An 18,917-nucleotide genomic window follows, 5' to 3' on the forward strand; every position below is an offset into this window, starting at 1 on the left:
CCGCTATGGAAAACTGCAGGGATGCGCATCGCGAGGTTTGCCGTAGGTGACGAGGTTTCTTTTGGGGTCGTGGAGGGTGCGGAGGTCGCCGCGATCGCCGCGCACCCGCTGCTGGGCGACATCGCCTTCACGGGGGGCCGCTTCCCGCTCGACGACGTGCGGCTGCTCGCGCCGATCATCCCGAACAAGATCATCGCGATCGGCCGCAACTACGCCGAGCACGCCCGCGAGATGGGCGGCGAACCGCCCGTCGAGCCGCTGATCTTCAGCAAGCCGGCCACCTCCGTCATCGGCCCTAACCAGCCGATCCTCTACCCGGAGAAGCTGTCGCAGCGGGTGGACTACGAGGGCGAACTGGCCGTCGTCATCGGCCGGGTCTGCCGTGACGTCGCCGTGGCCCGCGCGCACGAGGTGATCTTCGGTTACACGTGCGCCAACGACGTCACCGCCCGCGACCTGCAGAAGCGCGACGGCCAGTGGACCCGCGCCAAGGGCTTCGACACCTTCTGCCCCCTGGGCCCCTGGATCGCCACCGACATCGACCCCACCGACCTGTCCATCCGCACCCTCGTCAACGGCGAGGTCCGCCAGGACGCCCGCACCTCCGCCATGATCCACGACATCCCCAACCTCATCGCCCACATCACCCAGGTCATGACCCTCCTCCCCGGCGACGTCATCCTCACCGGCACCCCCGCCGGCATCGCCCCCCTGCACATCGGCGACACCGTCACCGTAGAGATCGAGTCCATCGGCTCCCTCCCCAACCAAGTAACCCCCCGCCCCTAACCCAGCCCACCCCGCCACACACCAGCCACCCCCAACCCGTTTTGGCGACTCCCCCCAAGTCCTGTAAGCTTTCGGACGTCGCCAGGCCCCCCACGGGAGGCCCAACGCGATGGGGTATGGTGTAATCGGCAACACGACTGATTCTGGTTCAGTTATTCTAGGTTCGAGTCCTGGTACCCCAGCAAGTTCCTGACCTGCGGCGCGAGTCTCCACGAGACTCGCGCCTTCGTCATTTGGGCGAAGTTTGGGGACATATTGGGGAGGGCCCCAAGGACGAGCGCTGCCGTCGGATGCAGCCGCTGGTGATCTCCCAAGGAATCGAACCACTGCGCATCACTCGATCACGGCCCAGGACGGCCGGTTTGGGTGTTGTTCGACGCACGGACGCGCTGTGGCGGGACCACTCCTGGGATGACGTCGAGTCCCAGGTGTTCCTTGAGGAGATGCTTCAGCTCGGCACCGTTGATGAGGATGATTCGGTTGCGCTGGGCGAACTGCTCGCTTGCCCGTCCGAACCAGGAGGGGGTGACGAGTACGCCTCTGGTGGCGTTGTGGTCCGCCATGACGCCGGTGAGCGCGTGGACGGCATCGAGGCCGACGAGTTTGGACCACCGCTTGGCCTGGATCAGGCAGACTCCGCCGAAGAGCTTGTCGTCGCTGGTCGCGACGGCGTCGACTCCTCCGTCCTTGGACGGGACGGTGGTCCATGTCTCGGCGCCCATGGCGGTGAACAGTTGTTTGATGAGGTGCTCGAATTCGGTTGGGGTCAGCTTCATGAGATTGGGTCGAGAGTCCAGGCCCGCGACGACGTCCACGTCGTCGCTGAACCGGAATCGCTTCAGGTCGAAGGTGATGAACGGCTCGACGGCCTCGATGTCGTGGGGGTTGGGTGAGACGAGGGCGTTGAGCCGCTTGAGGCATGCGGCGGGATCGACCTTGGCGAGGACGAGCTCGCTGAAGTCGGATCGCTCGGCTTCGACGCTCACGAGGTGCGGACGGACCTGCTTGCCGGTGGCGAGGTCCGTAGTGGTGAGCCTTCCGTTGAAGACCACGGCCTCGACGGTCGCCGGCGGCGTCGCCGTGAAGATCTCGTGCAGAGTGCGCAGCGCGACCCGCGCGATGAGCTGGGCGTAGCGCTGCTTGATCTCGGTCTGCGGCCGGGGGGTCGGGTCGATGGAGTCGCGCGTCTTCACGTACTTGTAGCCACGGACAGCGGGGATCACGGTGGTCGGTGGCAGCTCGAAGTCTACGATCACATCGCGGTTCTCCGGGCGATACGCGACCTGGACCACGTGCGGGAACCCGTGCGGGTACTCCGATGCATCGAGAACGCGGATGACGAACCACTCGATGGACTCGGCCTCGCCGGCATCTACTCCAGTCCGACATCGAGTGACCTTCGCGTTTTCCGCCGCAGCCCTCGCCGAGAGCTCCGCATTCTTTCTCTCGTGCTCGGAACGTGCTGCAGCAAGCTCGGCGACTCGCTGGCCCTCTCGCCGCTGATACTCCTGAAGATCTTGCCGGAAGAGTTGCTGAGCTTCCTCCAAAGCTCGCTCGTATCGAGCTTCGCCGCCGAAAAGACGCCCGACTGCACCGGGCGGAAGTGGCGCATACGCCGCGAACTCCGGCCTCTCTTCGGCGATGCGCAACCGAGCGGGAGGTTCGAAGACCGAAAGCTGAGGCTGAGAGGTCAGGTCGTCGAAACCCAGCGGCTGCCCATCGAGAGCAGCGGTCAGAACTCCATCAAGAGCCTCGATCCGGCGCTCGGTGTCAGCGGTCTTGTCCTCCGCCAGCTTCAACTGCGCTTCGACGTGGCGTTCCTTGCGTATCTTCTCGCGTTCGCGTTCTTTGCGGGCTTGCTCGCGAGCGATTCGTTCGTTCTCTCGCCGCTGCGCTGCTTGAAGCCGTTCCCACTCTGATCGCCCACTGCCTGCCCGCGTCACGTGGCCTCCACCACTCATCATCGCCGACGGTCCGCCATCACTGTAAGTCGCTCCGCCGCCCGTGAGAAGTACAGATCGGGAGGAGGTACGCAGGAGCAGCGATCGCGAACGATCTTAGAACCACGTGACCCCCGGTCGTTGACAGTCACCGAAGACCTTGTCGGATGTTGTAGCGGCTTGCAGCCACAGCTAAGGGCAGCCACAGCACAAGTTCGGAACCGTATGTGGAGCCGGGAGTACCCGATAAATCGGTGCCAGGCATTGGGCATCTAAGCGATCTTGTTGGGGCCTCGGGAGGTATGAGGGATCTAGGCGTCAGCCAACATGCGCAGATATTTGGACATAGCTCCCATATTGGGATGGCTGGTGGCAAGATGGGAGCTATGCTCTTAGCAGTCAGAGCTCGGGACTGCTAGCCTCGATCCTAGGTAGTTTCGACCCGTAAAATCACCAGACCGTAAACGATCGGACACCGAGGAAGTAGATTCTACTTATGGCCTATCGAAACAAGACCTATGTAGCCTTCGCTAGTGAAGACATTCACTGTTACCGGATGATGCAGGCTTGGCGGAGTAATCAGCACATAGAATTCAATTTCTTCGATGCACACGATATCAATACTGCACGGGATACTAGTCTTGATGAAACGATTAGGAGAAGGCTTAGGGAGCGTTTGATCAACGCGAAGCAGTCTGTCGTCTTGGTTAGCGATACGACGAAGTCCAAATCTGCTCGGTCATCGACATTCCTCGCCTATGAGATGGAGGTAATCGCTCGCCTAGGAATCCCGGTAGTATTTGCGAATCTGAACGGCTCGCGTGATGTACAGCATGCGAAACTTCCCCAGCAGTTGGCCAAAGTCTACTCGGTAAGTGTCTCGTTTCAACCGAAGATTATCAAGTACGCGCTCGATGGCTATGTCGAAAATTTTGCGAAGGTGTCGAAGGAGGAATATCCCAAGCAAGGTCCACATGTCTATAATGCTAGCGTCTACAAGAGTTTGGGAATTTAGTAGTGAAGCACAGCATGGTGGTCCTGTTTCAAACAAAACGTGGACTGCTACTCCTCGCTCAGAGCAGTCTAGTGGCTTTTGGTATTCTCTCTGGTTTTGCTCAAATAGTCTTGGCCATATGGCCAAATCCTCATCTTTCGAGTAATGAGCGCTGGTTTCTACTTGCTGCACTTCTCGTAGCTTCACTTGTTTTTGGGCTGAGTAGAACTTGGCCCCGAAGCGGTGCAGACCGCAGCTTTGATAGCCCCGACATAACGGTTAGCATTGTTGTTGGTGATCTATTCGATCAGCAAACCCACCTGGTTGTTGGGTTCAATGATGTCTTTGATACCGACACTACTGACAGTGTGATCATCGCTGCGAGCAGCGTGCAAGGTCAATTCCTCCAGAGGATTTATGGTGGAGACAGGGGGAAACTGGATGCTGATATATCAGACTCCCTGGCTGGTGTGCAAATATCAGAAGCTGAAGATCGGGCAAATAAATCTGCTGGGAAGCTGGAGCGCTATCCAATGGGTACCGTCGCGGTTTTGGGTGCCCCGAATCGGCATTACTTCTGCGTTGCCTACACCAAGATGCAGAATAACCTTATCGCACAGTCTGATGTCGATTTGCTCTGGCGAAGCCTTAGTGAAGTATGGGAATCGGTTTATCTCAGAGGGCAGCAGAAAGCAGTTTCAATTCCGATCGTTGGCTCCGAGTTGGCGAGAATCAATTGCCTGGACCGGGAGAGTCTGCTAAGGATGATTCTACTCTCATTCGTGGCTCGTTCGAGACAGGGTATCTTCTGCAAAGAGCTCCGGATCGTTGTCCACCCAAAGGACTTTGATCAATTGAACATGCTTGAAGTTGCGGCCTTTCTTCGCACCTTGTAATTGATTTGAGTTGCGGATCAATTTGATGAAGAATTGCCTCGCTGCTTTGTGGTCGAGTGCACATGGAAACATCCGTCGGATATTACCAGTGCTATGCTGGTGGCGGATATCCATCGGTAAAACTACATCGGAACGAGCCGGTAGTTCGTTCTGTTAAGAAGCCGAATCCTAGAATTGACAGGAGAAGATTTTGGAGCATTTGTACAAAAATCTCGGCAGTTTGAAAAAAGGATCAACGGTGATCGTCACCCTGAGAAACCAAGCCAACGTACAGGTGATGACGACTAGTGAGTACCGGAACTACAAGTCAGGAAAGAGATACAAGTATTTCGGCGGCCGTGTAACCAAGTCTCCCTTTAGGGTTAGCGTTCCAAGCGACGGTAACTGGGTCGTTGCCATTGATCTTGGGGGCTATCGCGGGCGAATTAGCGCTTCTATCGCCGTCCAACCACCACCGAGAGGATTCCTACCTGTGGCACGAGATGTAAAAGATGAACCTGCCCGATCCGTCGCGCTCCGCAATCCAGAGGAGCCTGACGGCGATATTTTGGGAGGGCAGACCTGGGATGTTTTTATCTCCCATGCCTCTGAAGATAAGGCTACTGTTGCGCGCCCGCTTCGTAATGCGCTGATCAGTCATGGAATAAGTGTATGGCTTGACGAGGCACAGCTAAAGATCGGGAACAGCCTCCGGCGTAAAATTGACCAGGGAATCCGATCAAGCCGATATGGCATTGTCATATTGTCTGCGCCATTTTTTTCAAAGGGCTGGACAAACCATGAACTGGACGGACTTGTCACCCGAAATGTATCCGGTGAGCAGTCTCTTCTGCCGATCTGGCATGAGTTGACCGATGCTGATGTGCGGGGGTATAGCCCGTCGCTGGCCGACAAAGTGGCCTTGAGTACTGATAAGTATTCAATCGAAGATATTGCCGAGCAGATCGCTGAGGTGATCAAGGTTGGCGGGTAGTCGTGGGCGGTCGCCCCGCGGATGGCTCCCAGGAACCTGTTCAACCTCGAAGAGGACGCCACCGACTATTTAGTCGATGTGGGCGCGAAGAGTTCCAGGGTCGCTGCTGCGCTAGTCCGGGCACGGGTGCTCATGTTTTGCCGTTCGCGTGTCCGGCTGAGAGGAAGGCGGGCGGGAGTATCGTTCTGTGGTCGTTGGCGAACTCGGATTCGATGTGAGCGACTCCGTGTCTGTGAGGTCCGGACCGAGCTTCTAGTTCTCGATCTTGCTGAGCTCCCTCACGGAATTCGCTCCCGGCTGTTCCCTTCTGAACTGATCGCCGCTGAAGGGCTCAGAGCCCGTTGGAAGCCACTGGCACCCGCTCTCATGCTTCCTGTTCGATGCGAACTATCGGGATCCGACGTGAGTGTTAGTGGAGTGCCCAAGTCAGTACCGCGTGTCCCGTGCCATGAAGCTTGATCCGCTTTCGCGGCGTCTGCGTATGTCCTGCTCGCGATGGCTATACGTTCAGCTTCTGTGGTCCATCAGATGCAACATCAGATGGTTGCCCTGGGGTCAGCAAGATATGTAAACCGATAAGCGGTTTACCTCGTCCTGGTGGACGAGGTATCGCTTCGCGAGAGGTCCTACCGGGGGTGGGCCGCCTCACTGGGACTGCGGGCGGCGTGGTTGGTTGTCACGGTCTGACCCGTTCGGGTCTTCGCCATGGGTAAGTGCAATCCATGTGCGAAGGGCTGCGAACCCATGGTGGGATCGAGCACGAACGGCGGCGGAGGCGGTACCCAAGGGCGTCGGCAGAAGCGGGCTCCTGGGGGTCGGACGCGGGCGTTTCTGGTGCGGGTGACCGACGCAGAGCACCAGGCGTTGGTGGAGCGGGCTGGGCGGGTCGGGCTGAGCGTGCCGCGGCTGATGGTGGAAGCCTCGCTCGCCGATGATGTTCGGACGGTCAGTGAGCGGCGTGGCCTGGTGGTGGAGTTCTCGGGGGCCAAGCAGCTTGCCGCGGCTATCGGGAACAACCTCAACCAGTTGGCCAGGGCGGCCAATGCGACTGGAGTGATCCCGGAAGAGCTGGCGGTGACTCTGGTGGCCACCCGCCGGGTGCTCTCGCGCCTGGAGACGGCGGTCGAGGCGATGGGCGGGCGGGGCCGGTGAATAACTTCATCTCACCTAGGCGGGGCAAGAGCACGATCGGCCTGGTGCGTTACCTGTTCGGGCCTGGTCGGGCGAACGAGCACGCTGGGCAGCGGGTGATCGCTGCGTCGATGGTCCTGGCCATGCCGGATGGGGGCGCGGCTGGACTACCGGGAGGACAGGAAGCAGGTCACCGAACTGGGTCGGCGCTGGACGGGCATCGCGTAGCGATGGGCATTGAGGTGCCGGACGGGCATGTGTGGCACTGCTCGATGTCTCTGCCGCCGGAGGACTCCACGCCCCGGCGGAAGCTCACGGACGGACAGTGGGCCGAGAGCGTCCGGGAAGCCGTCAGGAGGCTGGGCTTCGATGATGGGAAGCAGTCGCCGTATCGGTGGCTGGCGGTGCATCACGGGAAGTCGGTGAACGGGAACGAGCACGTTCACCTGGCGGTGAACCTGGTACGAGAGGACGGGAGTGTCGCGAGTATCTGGAACGATCGGCGCAAGCTCAGCCGGCTGTGCGCGGAGTTCGAGCAGCTGCACGGATTGCGTGTCGTCGAGGGGCGCGGCGGCGCGGGGGCGCCGGGGCTTTCGCGGGCCGAGCTTGAGCGGGCCGAGCGTCATCCGTGGCGGGAGCCTGATCGGGTGCTGTTGGCCAGGATCGTGCGGGCCGCGGCGACTGCCGCTGAAGGCGAAGGCGAGTTCGTCGCGTTCCTACACAGTAGAGGGGTACTGGTTCGGCCGCGGTACGGGCCGGGCGGCAGAGACGAGGTGGTCGGCTACTCGGTGGCGCTGGCTTCCCGGGCGGCCGGGGAGCCAGTGTGGTTCGGGGGCGGGAAGCTCGATCGCGGTTTGACCTTGCCCAGGCTGCGGGAGCACTGGCGGGAAAGACCTGTGGAGCGTGGGCAAGCACTCGCCTACTGGGGGCAATCTGTCGAGCCTCGTGGTTCTGTCCCTGCTGTCCCCGGTGTCCCCGCGACTTACGAAAAGGGGTCTGGGCTGGGGCGGCAAGGATTCTGGAGGAGGTCCGGGTTCAACTCCTGGCTGTCCCCGCCGATGACCATGAGGCGTGGGCGGGGGTCGCGCGCGGAGTGTCGGGGATGCTGTCGATGTGGTCTGTGTCCGTCGAGGGCGCGCAGCCCGGTCCGCTGGCGGGGGTGGCCGATGCGCTCGCCAGAGCTTCCCGCACACGCTACGACGAACGGCCTCCATGTCCTCCCCATTGCGTGCGGGGGTTGAGGAAGGTGGCCAAGGTCGTCTCGACCTCTACCCGCCAGACATACGGTAACTGGGCAGAGATCGAGCTCCTTAGGAAGATCCTCCGCCTGATTCAGGTCATCGAAGACTGCAATCGCTCCCAGAGGCGGGCCATGGCGGCGATCGAGAGCGCCAACGCGTCAGTCGAAAGGCTCCGCTCCTTCACCGAGCAGGCGAGCCTCGGAGCGACCTACTCCAGGCCCACGATGGGACGGGCCGCGGGTTTCGGAATCGGATAGCGAACCAGCCGGCCGCGGCAGCAGCCTGCTCGGAGTAAGGCTCCGTACCGTGACGGTCCGAGTCTTGCCCTGTAATCGCGACACCTTGCCCACCCTGCTCAGAGGGGTGGGCAAGGTGTTTCGTCCCTGGGCTCGGACGGAAGAGCTGGAGGAGATTGCCCGGTACGGTCAACCCGGTTCCATGCGCTGACGCGATGACGATAACCGACCAAATTCTTTGTGTCGGTTATCGTCATCGCGTCTTGGGGCAGGGGCTATCTCCGACAGTGGTGCCGTGGCGGCGCGGCTCTGCACGCTCGGACCGCGTCTTCCGGGTGCGCGGGCACCGCGCCGCCACGGGTCTCAGGCGGTGAGTCCTTGCCGGGGGTCGCGGCCGTGCGAGGGGCGAATCACGCGTTGACTGCCGCTGGCAGAGCCTGGACGGACATTGCGTTGAGTCGCCATGCCGCCCACACGACCTTGCCGATGCCGGTGGCGTACCAGCCGACGTGATCGGCCTCGGCCAGCCTCATCGTCTGCCGTGGCGGAGCGGGGAACGGGCGGCGCGGCGGCGGTGTCGCTGACTTCGACGATCAGGTGGGTGGCGGTTCGTCGCAGACGGACGGCGAACATTGCCGGCGTCTCGTCATGGAGGGCGGCGTAGCCGTTCGGGGCCTGGTCAGGGCCAGTGGCTCGGACTGCGTTGGTCGCGTACTCGGAGACCGCGAGGGTGACCTGATCGACCAGATGGCTCAGGCCCCACTGGGGCAGCTGCGCCTGCACCAGGCGGCGAGACAGGCGCACCGACTGCGGGAGCGCCACGAGTTGCAGTTTGTCGAGATCGAGTGTCTCCCCGGCCAGGTCGGGCCGGAAGTTGTTCGGGGACATGATGATGGCCGTTCCGGACGTGGAGCCTCAGGCGGGCTCTTGTGCCGATGAATCCCGAAAGTGCCCAGCAGCAGAGCGCGGTGGCCGCGGGGCGGAAGCGATGAGCGGTCAGACGCTGAGTTCGAGCTTGGACCGGAGGACTGCCGCGACGGCTTCGGCCCGCTCCCGCAAGTTGGCGCCCGCGATCGCACGGTGCCACGACCACCAGTAGGTGACCGCGCCGTCCTTGGCGGTCGCGGTGATGTCCTCGAACAGCTCCTGCGTCTGGGCGTGGGAGATGCGCAGGGCGATGGTCCTGCCCAGCGGCTGCACGAACGACGTCGTCAAGTCACTGTGGCGGTCCAGTTCGGCCTTGAGCGGCTTGAGCCGCTCGGTCTCGTCCAGCCTCGCGAACAGGGACGCCCGGGCTTCGGCTGGACGGTCGATCTGGGGTCGTCGGTCAAGGCGGGTTCTGCGCTCAAGCATCAGGTGGGTCCTCAAGGCCGGTGGCGGATGGGACATGACACATGTGGGCGAAATGCTGACTTTGCCCCGTACCGGGAAGTTCTTTCATGCATCTCGTATCTCAAACCTGCTCGAAATATGTTCCCGGTTCAGATTGTGCGCAGGAACATCGGAGTGCGGCAAGTGAAACGGAGGCTTCCGACGTGATGACCGCCTCCCGGAAACGGCGAAGGACCAGAGCGCATGCTCTGGTCCTCGGTGTAATTCCTGGTCAGGCGCTAGCTGGGGGTATCTCGGTCAGCTCTGCCGGACCGAACGTTAGGTCCTATCCGGTGGTGCTAGAACCCCGATTAACTGTCTGACCGTTGTCGTCGGTCGTTCACGCGGGTGGCGAGGGCGCTTGCTGTTGGGTCACCCAATCGGGTGGGCGCTGGTCTTGAGGCGCGTTACGAAAAGGCCCCAGGTCGCGGTGGAGAACTCCAGAACGGGACCCTGTTGGTGCTGCTTGGTGTCGCGGACGCCGACCGTGCGCGCCGCGATGCCGGCTTCGACGCACGTCTCGTGGTCTCCGGAGAAGCTCGACTTCCGCCAGCGGGTGAACTGCTTGTCAGTGGTCATGGGAGGGCTTCCTATGAGGAGGGCAGCGCCAGGGCCGCCTGGCGCAGGAACTCTTGGCTGTCTTCGATCGGCAGCGTCGCCGCGCGTAGCGCCTCGTACATTTCGAGGTAGCCGGCCACGTGGTCGGCCTCGGTCAGCACCGTGTCGGTGGTGGGTGATTCGACGCCGACCACGACCGGGTCCTTGGGGTCGGCGTAGTTGTAGATCTGGAAGGAGCAGACCGGCAGGTTGTAGGACTCGACCTCCGCGCCGAGCGGCAGGACCCGGATCTCGATCGAGTTCTCTTCCGCCGCGACCGCCGCCATGTGCTCGAACTGGGCGCGCATGATCGGTGCGGGAGCCGTCCGGCGACGGACCGCGAACTCGTCCAGGATGACCTCGTAGGCGGGACCGCCCTTGCGGCGCATCAGCCGCTGGCGGCCGGCCCGGCCCTTGAGAACGCCCTCGGTCGTCGCGCCGGGAGGCTGCGGCCAGCGCGAGTGCTCCAGTCGGGATCGGGTGAACTCCGGCAACTGGAGCAGGCCGGGAACGAAGCTCTGCTGGTACTGCCGGATCCTGCGGGCACCGGCCTCCAAGTTGGCGAACAACGCCTGACGCTCACCGATCGCCTTGCTGTTCCCCTCCCACCAACCGCGCTCGGCGGCCTCGCGGGCGATGGTCATGATCTCCTCCCAGCGCGGGTCGTCGATCCCGACGCCGAGTGCTTCGAGCATCTGCATGATGTCGTCGAGATCTGGAGGGACGTGCCCCAGTTCGTAGCGGGACATCTGCTGGCGCGTCGGGTCGACCTGCGTGGCCAGCTTCTCCAGGGTCAGGTCTCGCGCCAACCGCAGCGTCTTCAGCTCGTTCCCGAGTCGAAGGCGCCGCACGAACGGACTGATCATTCACCAACTCCAGGTTCTGAGCCGCTGAGCAGGAACCGATCTCGGGAAAGAAGGCTATCCCGGCCTGGCCAGATGCTCGGACAGAACGGAAATTCCCGCCAGGTGTGCAGATGGGACAGGTGAGAATTGGAGCAGAGCATCTCACCCCGGCATGTTCGAGAGAAGGGGCGTTGGACAGTCCGGGAGCGGCTGGAGACTCCCGTCCGACGCTTCCGCGGAGTAGTCCCGCTGAGAGCCACCGCGGGGCTGCCAGCAGGACATGGTCTCCTCACGGCACCTCACGCCTGCGGCACTGTGTTGACCGAGAACCGCGAAGGCCGCGTCCAGGGGCGCAAGCTGGATGTCGCGTTCGGCTAGGACAGCAGGAGAACGGCATCCCATGAGGTGGGAACGGTTGGGGAGGGGATCTTGCCGTGCTCGGCGAGGGCGAGCGCGACACCGGCCGCGCCGGTCAGCAGGCCGGGGTCATTGGTCGAGGATCCGGCGTGCTGGTGCTGGAAGGCGAAGGCATGGCGCGGATCGAAAGCGGCCTGCGTGGCGGCTGCCGCTATGTCATGGGCGGTGCTGCCGCTGGTCGCGGTGCTCTGAAGGACGCCGGAGTAGCCGTGGCAGAGGGTCGAGCCGTGCGTGTCCCATCTGCCGCCGGGGCGGTTGGCCAAAGCGGCCAAGGAGGAGTCGGCGACCGTGAGGAAGCGACGATCCTGGAGCGCTTGGGCGGCGAGGTGGAGGGCGCGGCTGATGCCGGGGGAGCCGTAGCACCAGGCGTCGCGTCGCCCAGGTGCGATTGCGGGCTGTTCGTCGTCGAGTTCGTCGCCGGTGATGTGGGGTGGCCAGGTGTGAAGATCGGGGTTCTGCCAGGTGAGGAGCCATTCAGCGCAGAAGCTGATCGCCGATGTCTGGTTGGGGACGGTCCACCCGGCCGACGCTGCGGCGGACAGGAAGGCGAGGGGTCCGGCGATGCCGTGGGCCATTCCGGTCTCCGCGCGCCCGGAAGTCGCTGGATGCGCGGTGGAGGCGTGACCGTCAGAGGGGAGCCACCAGCCGGGCCGGGTGCTGCCGCCAGGTGTTCCGATCATGGTGGTGAGGACGGTCAGGGCCGCGATGAGTCCTTCTTCGGCGTCGGTGTGGCCACTCGCCAGGGCTGCCAAGAGGATTCGCCCGGTCCCGGACAGGCCGGTGATGGCGTCGTACAAGCCCACGTTGCGGTGACGGCTCCGTCGCGGTGGAGCCGCTCGTGGTAGTCGGTGGCGTGTGCGGTGGCCTGGGCGGATAGCCAGCGGACGGTCTGCCGGACGGCGCGTCGCTGAGGTTCGGGGTCGGGGAGGTAGCGCTCGCCGAGGATCAGGGAGGCGGCCAGGCCGCCGGGGGCGGCGAACACGCCGGGGTGGGGAAGTGAACCGTGTGGGGAATGGGTTGCGGCGGCTGTCCAGTGGGCGTGGGCGGCCGTGGCGAAGACTCGGTCGGTGGCGGCGAGACGCGCGTGCAGCAGCGCCGTGCCGGCGAGGCTCTGGAGACTGGCGCCGGGCCGGGAGGGAACGGCGGTGAGGACTCGTTCGGGGTCGAGGAGCCGTTCGGCGGCGGTGATCGCCTGCTGGGCGCTGATCGACGGGGTCATGTCACCGGGTTGAGGTCGGTGCCGGGCGGAGGTAGAGGAGGTCGGCTGCGAGCGCCCGTACGAGCGGTTCCGCGCCGGTCGCTCCGATGATTCGGTTGACGTGCATGTGGATCAGGGAGGATGCGCAGGATCGGGCGCGCGGTGGGGGCAAGACGTCCCGGTAAGTCGACAGTGCGGTCTCGCGCTGCACCCATTCGGAACGGGTGGCTTCGAGCGCTGGTTCGGCGAGGCCGCCTGAGGCTGCACGCGTTCGGGGGCGAAGGCCGGTCAGATGTCGGCGGGCGGCCCGGTCGACGTGGCGACCCTCCACCGTGGCGGGGTCGCCGTTCGAGAGAGCGCGGGAGATCGCCGCAGCCGACAGGGCCGCGATGACGATGCGGTCGCTGGCGTCCGGGGCCGCTGGGAGTGCTGCCAGGACTAGCCGGGAGCCCGCGGCGAAGACGGCTTCGGCGGCGGCAATGGACTCCGCGCTGCCGCCGTACCGCTCGGTCTCCTGCTCGTATGGCTCGACGGAGAAGCCGCTGGCCAGCCGATCCCCGATGAGGCGTGTGACGAGGTTCGAGAACGCGGGCAGGATCTCGCCGCAGAGGATCGCGGGGTCGCCGTGGAAGCGCACTCGGAGGTGCGGACCGGCTTGGTCGGTGTAGCGCAGCCAGAACCATTGCTGGGTCGGCAGTTCGTCTGCGAGGGCGCTGATACGCGCCAGGACCTCGTCCTGGCAGGTTCCGGGAGTTCGGATCGTCAGAGACAGCCAGTCGCTTCCCGGCAGATGAAGGTCCTCGCCGATCCTGCGGACAGCACCGGGACCACTTGTGTGGGGAGGGGCAGGTGGATGGGCTCTGGCCAGAGGGACCACGAGTTCCAGCAGATGCCGTCCGGACGGTCCGGCCACGACGTCCTGGACGGCGTCGGGGCCGCCAGGCTGCTCGGTGACGGCAGGGACGCCACGGCTGACGTAGCGGCGCAGGAGTTCTAGGTCATCGGGTCGCCGTAGGTCGAGCGGCAGCGCCCGGTCGTGCTCGTGGATCACGATGACGTCGGGGGGAGTAGGGACGGTCTCCTTCCGCCAACGAGCCACGGCGACGTCCCAGCCGACGGTGTCGCGGGTAGCGCCGGTCAGCGAAGGAGGCAGGACCCACCTGGCAGGGGAGAGGATTGTTGAGCGGTGCCGGACACGTGGTTGGAACGGTGTGTCGGCGAGCGGCCCCCAGCTCCACGTCCGCAGCGGGCGGCTGCCGTGGTTGGACAGCAGCCGCAGCAGTTGGGCGGCTGGAGGCAGCAGCCGGGAGGCCAGCCGCGAATACAGCATCGGAATGACCGGCCGTCCCAGATGCTGCGACCACAGCCACAGTCGAGGCCCGTCCGACATGAGCATCAGATCGGCCACGTCCAGGTCGCCGGGACGGGCGGGTACACCGAGGGCGATCCGGTGGGAGGCGAAGCCGGTGGGCGCCGCCAGGGTGGAGCCGTTGGGGGTGCGTGCCCGCACGACCAGCTCCGCAACCAGCGCGTCATCGGCGTGGTCGGGGTAAGCGAGACCGGGCACCAACGTTGAGAATCGGCCCGTGGACGATCCAGCGTCCTGCGTATTGGAGGCGGAGCAGACCGCCAGCCGGATACGTCCGGCCGCCGCGTCCTCCAGAGAGTCCGCGATGACCCTCACCTGGATCTCGGCGGTACGCGGAGGGACGGCGTCGCGGCTGCCCGCCGCGGTGGCCAGAGCCTCCACCGTCGCAGCGCCCAACTCGACTTCGACGCGTCCCGCGCCGGCGGCTTCAGCGATCAGAGTGCCTAGGACCGCGGTCGTCCTCGCGGACATGGCCGACGAGGGCTCGGGCTCCTCGAAACCGATTCCTGCCACGGGGTCGATCGTGTCCAGCAGCGGCACGAACCGGTGTGGGCCGTAGCGTGCCTTGAAGCGCCGGTGGTAGTCCGCGAGCGGATCCGGCCTCGGGTTGATCCGCCACAGCACCTCCGCGGCCTGCGCGGCCTCGGAGGCCAGGCGTCGCGGCAGCGCCAGGTCGCCGTCGACGGCCACATCGACGGAAAGCGTGGAACGGCCCCGCTTATGGGAATCGGTCGAAGGGCTGACGATCTGGTCGGCGAGGTCCCGCGCCTGCGACAGGAACTCCAGCCTTCCCGCTGCCCCCGGCCTGAGACGATCAGCGTCGGCCAGGCATACGCGGATCTTCTCCAGACGCGCCCGCAGGGCGTCGTTCACGGGGAGCCTGGCCAGGAGATGAGTCAGCGGATCATCACCGCCCTGCTCGGGAAGCAGATCGGTCACGAGGAACCCGCACCGCACCAGCTCCAGCACCATGGAGCGGACCGGTTGCTCGGGTGCCACAGGCCAGGCACGGGTCACGGCGGCGAGGAGGTCGCTCCACCGCGCCCCTTGTGCGCATTCCGACATGACGAGGGTGGCTGCGTCCGTCGCACGGACAGAGATCCGCCGGACGCCCAGGACTCCCGGCTCCGCGGGCTGCTCGTGCTCCCACCGATCGCCCCGCCGAACCGCCAGAGCATTGGTGGACAGCGTGAGCAGCGGCAGGACGTCAGGGTCGTCCAGGACGAGCGCCGCTACGTCGGCGAGCCAAGAAGGGTGGGGAACGGTCCGGGCACGGTGCGCGTCTCCGATCGACAGGCTGTCCGAGGCGCTTTCGGTGAACCGGGCGCAGCAGACACCCGCGAACACCCCGTGCGGCGTCGGGCGGCTCCGGGCCCGCAGGGTGTAGCTGCGCACCGTCGAAGCGGCACGGCCGTCCAGCAGCTGCCGGGGGCTGGAGGCGATCGAACCCGCCTGCCGTGAGGCCAGGAACATACCTTCACGAACCAGCGAATCGACATCGCCCGCCTTGCCGACAGATGGCCCGCGCAGAGGCAGCAGCGGGATCCGAGCCAACGCGGCGGCACCGGGGAACGGAACGAAGACACCACGCCCCATACGGAACTCCTCATCACGAGCTCACCCCGATTTGGGCCTCGGGGCCGCCGCCGGGCACACGGCCCGGCGGCGTTTCCCCGAGGTTCAGCAGCGAGACCAGCCGCCGCTGGAGTAGTTCTCCGAGGACATGTCCGACGGCGATACGCCGACTGCCCCGGTCCGGGTGCCGCGGCCGAAACGCTCGACCACGGCGGTATCCGTTAGGAGACGCAGCCCGAGCAGGTCTGCGTGCAGGTGTCGCTGGTGCAGTCCTCGGAGTCCAGGGCCTGGGGCAGTTCGTGCAGGGGCCCGGTCTGAGTGTCCAGCGCGAACAGGTTCACGATCGCATCAGAGTCCATGGCTCGGACGATACGCGTGAACCTGCACTCAGTATCGGGATGCTCGAAAAGCTGACCAGGTTCGGACTCAGGTCTGGTCGGAGATCACGAAGACCGTGCTCTCCCGCTTCTCGGCCGTGATCATCGCGGCGAGATCGCTCGGCGCGGCTGCCGCCGGATGCACCTCGATCCGGAGGGCCGCGCGGTGTGGCTTCGCCTGCTCCCATTCCTGGAGCCGGGAGACCAGCTCGTCCGCCAGTTGCGTGGCCCGGGGTCCGTAGGCGCAGGCGCCCAGCTCGACCGTCTCGGCGCCACCGGATGTCTCAGTGTCGGCTGCCGGACGGCGGATCAAGTAGGCGAAGCTGTCGTGGGTGTACAGGCCCATGCTGCCCCAGGAGTAGAGCGGCTTGATCAGGCCCTCCTCGACGGCGTGAGAGGAGACGAGAATCCGGCAGACCTGCGCGGACGCCCCGGCCAGCCAGTAGTCCAGATGGTCGAACGGCACCCATGGCACGACCACTCCGGACCACGCCTGTGCCGGTGTGGTGTCCACCGCTGCTCCGAGCGCCTGGAGGTCGACGGGCAGGCCGTCGTCGGCGCGGATCCACATGCCCCGCTTCGGCGGGAGCTCGGCGTTGAACTCCCCGATGGCCTCGGGCCCGCGCATCGGCATGAACCCGCGCTCCTCGATGGAGACGCTCCGCCACACCTCGCCGTCCAGCTCCAGCGCCACCGACCGGCTGATCCCCTTGACCCGCAGCGGCACGACCAGCCTTCCGCCCGGTGCCAGCTGTTCCCGCCAGGCCGTCGGGACGTCCCAGGCTCCCGCCGTCACGATGATCCGGTCGTAAGGCGCGCCTTCGGGGTACCCGAGGTGGCCATCGCCCTGGACAACGCGCACGTCCGGGTAGCCGGCCGCCGCGAGGTGCTCCCGTGCCTCCGCGACGATCTCCGCACCGATGTCGACTGCGGTCACCTGCCCCTCCGAGCCAGCCAGCTCCGCCAGGCAGGCGGCGTTGTAGCCGGTGCCCGCGCCGATCTCCAGCACGCGGTGGCCGGGCTGGACGTCCAGTTGCTCCAGCTGTGCCGCGACGACACCCGGTCCCGACGCCGAACTGATCGCGACGCGACGCTCATCCCGGTGGGTGACCACCGAATCCTGCGCGTAGGCGCGCTCCAGAGTCGCATCGGGCACGAAGAGGTGTCGGGGCACCGTCCGCATCGCCGCCTCTACCGAGGCCGAGCGGATTCCGCCCCAGCCCAGGCCGGTCAGCTTCTCCACCATCGCCGTACGCAGCACCTCGGCTTCCGCGGAACCAGCCGCGGTAACAGAAACTCCCATGCGGCCAGCGTATGGTTCGGCGTCCTGGCGGGCAGGCACATTCGCCCCTGACGAAGAAACCGCATCCGGGCTCCGCGGGCGCTCAGCCCTACGATGTGATGCTAAAGACGCAGCTGAGCGGTTGGAGCCCTGACGGTCATGGCGAACATCGGATTTCGGGATATCGCAGGTGACCTGCGTAGGTCCATCGAGCTCGGTGAGATCGGCCAGGGCCTCGCGCTTCCCTCGGAGTCCGATCTCGTGGAGAAGCACGGGACTTCGTGTTCCGTCTGGCAGAGCAGACCCAGACGCCGATCGACCTCGCTGGATGCCTCGCCTTGGCGGTGCTGGCCGTCGCAGCGAGCGGAAAGGTCTGGCTCCAGGCCCCTGGCTGGCGGGAACCGCTCTGCCTCTACGTCGTGATCGCGCTACCGCCTGGCAACCGCAAGTCCGAGGTGTACGCGGTCATGACCGAGCCCATCCGTGCCTACGAGGACGAGCTTCGGGAACTCGCTTCTCCGAGCATCGTCAAGGCGGCCATGGAGCGCAGGATGGCCGACGTCGATGCCGAGAAAGCTGAGCGTGACACTCTCGGGGCGGCGGGAGAAGAACGCCAAGTCCTCAAAGAGGAGGCGATTCAGAAGGCGCTGGACGCGGAAGCCATCCGCGTGCCGGCGGAGCCCCGCCTGTATTCGGGGAACGTCACCGTCGAAGCCCTGTCAGCGATCATGGCGGCGCAGGGTGGCCGTTACGCGGTCCTTTCCCCCGAGGGAGAGCTGTTCGACATCGCCGCAGGGCAGTACTCCGGGGGACGGCGCCCGAACTTCGGAATCCTGAAGCACGGTCATGCGGGGGAGACCGTCCGCGTTGATCGGCTCAGCCGTGAGGGCGAGGACATCCGGAACGCCACGCTCACCTTGGGCATCTGCACGCAGCCGTCGGTCCTGGAGAGCCTCGCCGACACTCCGGAGTTCCGCGGTCAAGGCTTGCTCGGCCGCATCCTCTACTCGATCCCGCAGTCCCTTCTGGGACGCCGAGACCATCGCAACGCGGAGAAGGTTCCGGCGCACATCGTTGCTGAGTACACCAGCAACCTCACGGCGCTGCTTAGGACCCTGCACGAACTGCCGGACCATAGCGACCTCACACTCTCGTCGATGGCGACCAATGCCGCCGAGGATCTGCTCGACGAGCACGAGGCGCGTCTCCACCCGGAAACCGGCGATCTGGCCCACATGGCGGACTGGGCGGCGAAGTCGGTCGGCGCGACGCTGCGCATTGCGGGCCTGCTGCACCTGGCCGAGCATGTCGGGCGGGGCGCGATTCTCCCGTCGTTGAGTGATCCGATCACGGTCGAGTCGATCGCCAACGCCCGGGAGACCGGCGACTACTTCACCCACCACGCCCAGGCTGCGTACGACGCCATGGGCGCCGACCCCACCGTAGGTGACGCCCGCGCCGTCCTCGCCTGGATCAAGACGACTGGCACCGACCGCTTCACCGCACGCGATGTCTAGCGCGGCAACCAGCACCGCTTCAAAAAGGTCACCCGCGCAGAACCGGCCCTCAACCTGCTGGAAGCCCATGGATGGATCCGCCGCCTCCCCGGCGCCCGCGCGGGACGGGGTCGGCCGGCGGCTCCCTCCTTCGAGGTCCACCCCACGGCACTCGGCTCATGACGACGTT

The 18,917-nt window shown here is 65.0% G+C and carries 19 protein-coding genes and 1 tRNA gene; 10 read left to right on the forward strand and 10 right to left on the reverse strand.

Annotated elements, in window-relative coordinates; genetic code table 11:
* Positions 1–21 precede the first annotated feature (21 nt).
* Both LO762_RS03740 and LO762_RS03745 read left to right on the forward strand, forming a co-directional pair.
* Positions 22–789: a fumarylacetoacetate hydrolase family protein gene (locus tag LO762_RS03740; RefSeq protein WP_230612405.1), complete on the forward strand. Its 768-nt coding sequence runs from the start codon at positions 22–24 to the stop codon at positions 787–789.
* 110 nt (positions 790–899) lie between these two features.
* Positions 900–971, forward strand: a tRNA-Gln gene (locus tag LO762_RS03745).
* 159 nt (positions 972–1,130) lie between these two features.
* On the opposite strand, the gene LO762_RS33345 is transcribed toward LO762_RS03745, so the two are convergent.
* The gene (locus tag LO762_RS33345; RefSeq protein ID WP_230612407.1) at positions 1,131–2,045 is read right to left on the reverse strand and encodes a restriction endonuclease; all 915 of its coding nucleotides are present in this window, start codon (positions 2,043–2,045) and stop codon (positions 1,131–1,133) included.
* Positions 2,046–2,081: 36 nt separating this feature from the next.
* On the opposite strand from LO762_RS33345, the gene LO762_RS03755 reads away from it, so the two are divergent.
* The 7 genes from LO762_RS03755 (at position 2,082) to LO762_RS03780 (ending at position 8,221) form a co-directional block, all read left to right on the forward strand.
* On the forward strand, positions 2,082–2,708 hold the full coding sequence (locus LO762_RS03755; RefSeq protein WP_230612409.1) for a hypothetical protein: 627 nt from the start codon (positions 2,082–2,084) through the stop codon (positions 2,706–2,708).
* Between the two features lie 517 nt (positions 2,709–3,225).
* Positions 3,226–3,744: a TIR domain-containing protein gene (locus tag LO762_RS03760; protein ID WP_230612411.1), complete on the forward strand. Its 519-nt coding sequence runs from the start codon at positions 3,226–3,228 to the stop codon at positions 3,742–3,744.
* Between the two features lie 2 nt (positions 3,745–3,746).
* Complete coding sequence (locus LO762_RS03765; protein WP_230612413.1) at positions 3,747–4,619, forward strand: macro domain-containing protein; 873 nt, start codon at positions 3,747–3,749, stop codon at positions 4,617–4,619.
* A 190-nt stretch (positions 4,620–4,809) separates the two neighbouring features.
* A complete protein-coding gene (locus LO762_RS03770) occupies positions 4,810–5,592 on the forward strand; it encodes a DUF1883 domain-containing protein (RefSeq protein ID WP_230612415.1) in 783 nt (260 codons plus the stop codon).
* Between the two features lie 744 nt (positions 5,593–6,336).
* Positions 6,337–6,744, forward strand: coding sequence for a MobC family plasmid mobilization relaxosome protein (locus LO762_RS03775; RefSeq protein ID WP_374201526.1), 408 nt, complete (start codon positions 6,337–6,339; stop codon positions 6,742–6,744).
* A gap of 209 nt (positions 6,745–6,953) precedes the next feature.
* On the forward strand, positions 6,954–7,964 hold the full coding sequence (locus LO762_RS33845) for a relaxase/mobilization nuclease domain-containing protein (protein ID WP_374201527.1): 1,011 nt from the start codon (positions 6,954–6,956) through the stop codon (positions 7,962–7,964).
* 5 nt (positions 7,965–7,969) lie between these two features.
* Positions 7,970–8,221, forward strand: a complete 252-nt coding sequence (locus LO762_RS03780; RefSeq protein WP_230612419.1) for a hypothetical protein — start codon at positions 7,970–7,972, stop codon at positions 8,219–8,221.
* A gap of 342 nt (positions 8,222–8,563) precedes the next feature.
* On the opposite strand, the gene LO762_RS03785 is transcribed toward LO762_RS03780, so the two are convergent.
* The 9 genes from LO762_RS03785 to fxlM all read right to left on the reverse strand — a co-directional run bounded on the left by LO762_RS03785 (position 8,564) and on the right by fxlM (position 17,252).
* Positions 8,564–9,088 (reverse strand): ATP-binding protein, encoded by a 525-nt coding sequence (locus LO762_RS03785; RefSeq protein WP_230612421.1) that lies wholly within the window; start codon positions 9,086–9,088, stop codon positions 8,564–8,566.
* A gap of 108 nt (positions 9,089–9,196) precedes the next feature.
* The gene (locus LO762_RS03790; protein WP_230612423.1) at positions 9,197–9,553 is read right to left on the reverse strand and encodes a hypothetical protein; all 357 of its coding nucleotides are present in this window, start codon (positions 9,551–9,553) and stop codon (positions 9,197–9,199) included.
* A gap of 390 nt (positions 9,554–9,943) precedes the next feature.
* Positions 9,944–10,150, reverse strand: coding sequence for a DUF397 domain-containing protein (locus tag LO762_RS03795; RefSeq protein WP_230612424.1), 207 nt, complete (start codon positions 10,148–10,150; stop codon positions 9,944–9,946).
* Positions 10,151–10,161: 11 nt separating this feature from the next.
* Entirely contained in the window at positions 10,162–11,034 is an 873-nt protein-coding gene (locus LO762_RS03800) for a helix-turn-helix transcriptional regulator (protein WP_230612426.1), read from the reverse strand.
* A 353-nt stretch (positions 11,035–11,387) separates the two neighbouring features.
* The gene (locus tag LO762_RS03805; protein WP_230612428.1) at positions 11,388–12,233 is read right to left on the reverse strand and encodes a lanthionine synthetase LanC family protein; all 846 of its coding nucleotides are present in this window, start codon (positions 12,231–12,233) and stop codon (positions 11,388–11,390) included.
* Positions 12,125–12,649 (reverse strand): hypothetical protein, encoded by a 525-nt coding sequence (locus LO762_RS03810; RefSeq protein WP_230612430.1) that lies wholly within the window; start codon positions 12,647–12,649, stop codon positions 12,125–12,127. Before LO762_RS03810 ends, LO762_RS03805 begins: the two co-directional genes overlap by 109 nt.
* A gap of 1 nt (position 12,650) precedes the next feature.
* On the reverse strand, positions 12,651–15,593 hold the full coding sequence (locus tag LO762_RS03815) for a lantibiotic dehydratase (protein ID WP_255684541.1): 2,943 nt from the start codon (positions 15,591–15,593) through the stop codon (positions 12,651–12,653).
* A 200-nt stretch (positions 15,594–15,793) separates the two neighbouring features.
* On the reverse strand, positions 15,794–15,931 hold the full coding sequence (locus tag LO762_RS03820) for a hypothetical protein (RefSeq protein ID WP_230612434.1): 138 nt from the start codon (positions 15,929–15,931) through the stop codon (positions 15,794–15,796).
* Positions 15,932–15,998: 67 nt separating this feature from the next.
* The gene (gene fxlM / locus LO762_RS03825; RefSeq protein ID WP_230612436.1) at positions 15,999–17,252 is read right to left on the reverse strand and encodes a methyltransferase, FxLD system; all 1,254 of its coding nucleotides are present in this window, start codon (positions 17,250–17,252) and stop codon (positions 15,999–16,001) included.
* Between the two features lie 260 nt (positions 17,253–17,512).
* Between fxlM and LO762_RS03830 the strand changes: the two genes are divergently transcribed.
* Positions 17,513–18,748, forward strand: a complete 1,236-nt coding sequence (locus tag LO762_RS03830) for a YfjI family protein (protein ID WP_230612438.1) — start codon at positions 17,513–17,515, stop codon at positions 18,746–18,748.
* Positions 18,749–18,917: the final 169 nt, after the last annotated feature.

This window comes from Actinocorallia sp. API 0066 (assembly GCF_020991275.1).
Lineage (GTDB): Bacteria > Actinomycetota > Actinomycetes > Streptosporangiales > Streptosporangiaceae > Actinocorallia.

Excerpts from the sequence above, each read along its gene's own strand:
- LO762_RS03740 (WP_230612405.1), top strand. The coding sequence starts at position 22 with ATGCGCATCGCGAGGTTTGCCGTAGGTGACGAGGTTTCTTTTGGGGTC.
- LO762_RS03760 (WP_230612411.1), top strand. The coding sequence starts at position 3,226 with ATGGCCTATCGAAACAAGACCTATGTAGCCTTCGCTAGTGAAGACATT.
- LO762_RS03775 (WP_374201526.1), top strand. The coding sequence starts at position 6,337 with ATGGTGGGATCGAGCACGAACGGCGGCGGAGGCGGTACCCAAGGGCGT.
- LO762_RS33845 (WP_374201527.1), top strand. The coding sequence starts at position 6,954 with ATGGGCATTGAGGTGCCGGACGGGCATGTGTGGCACTGCTCGATGTCT.
- LO762_RS03785 (WP_230612421.1), bottom strand. The coding sequence starts at position 9,088 with ATGTCCCCGAACAACTTCCGGCCCGACCTGGCCGGGGAGACACTCGAT.
- LO762_RS03790 (WP_230612423.1), bottom strand. The coding sequence starts at position 9,553 with ATGCTTGAGCGCAGAACCCGCCTTGACCGACGACCCCAGATCGACCGT.
- LO762_RS03795 (WP_230612424.1), bottom strand. The coding sequence starts at position 10,150 with ATGACCACTGACAAGCAGTTCACCCGCTGGCGGAAGTCGAGCTTCTCC.
- LO762_RS03800 (WP_230612426.1), bottom strand. The coding sequence starts at position 11,034 with ATGATCAGTCCGTTCGTGCGGCGCCTTCGACTCGGGAACGAGCTGAAG.
- LO762_RS03810 (WP_230612430.1), bottom strand. The coding sequence starts at position 12,649 with ATGACCCCGTCGATCAGCGCCCAGCAGGCGATCACCGCCGCCGAACGG.
- LO762_RS03815 (WP_255684541.1), bottom strand. The coding sequence starts at position 15,593 with ATGGGGCGTGGTGTCTTCGTTCCGTTCCCCGGTGCCGCCGCGTTGGCT.
- LO762_RS03820 (WP_230612434.1), bottom strand. The coding sequence starts at position 15,931 with ATGGACTCTGATGCGATCGTGAACCTGTTCGCGCTGGACACTCAGACC.
- fxlM (WP_230612436.1), bottom strand. The coding sequence starts at position 17,252 with ATGGGAGTTTCTGTTACCGCGGCTGGTTCCGCGGAAGCCGAGGTGCTG.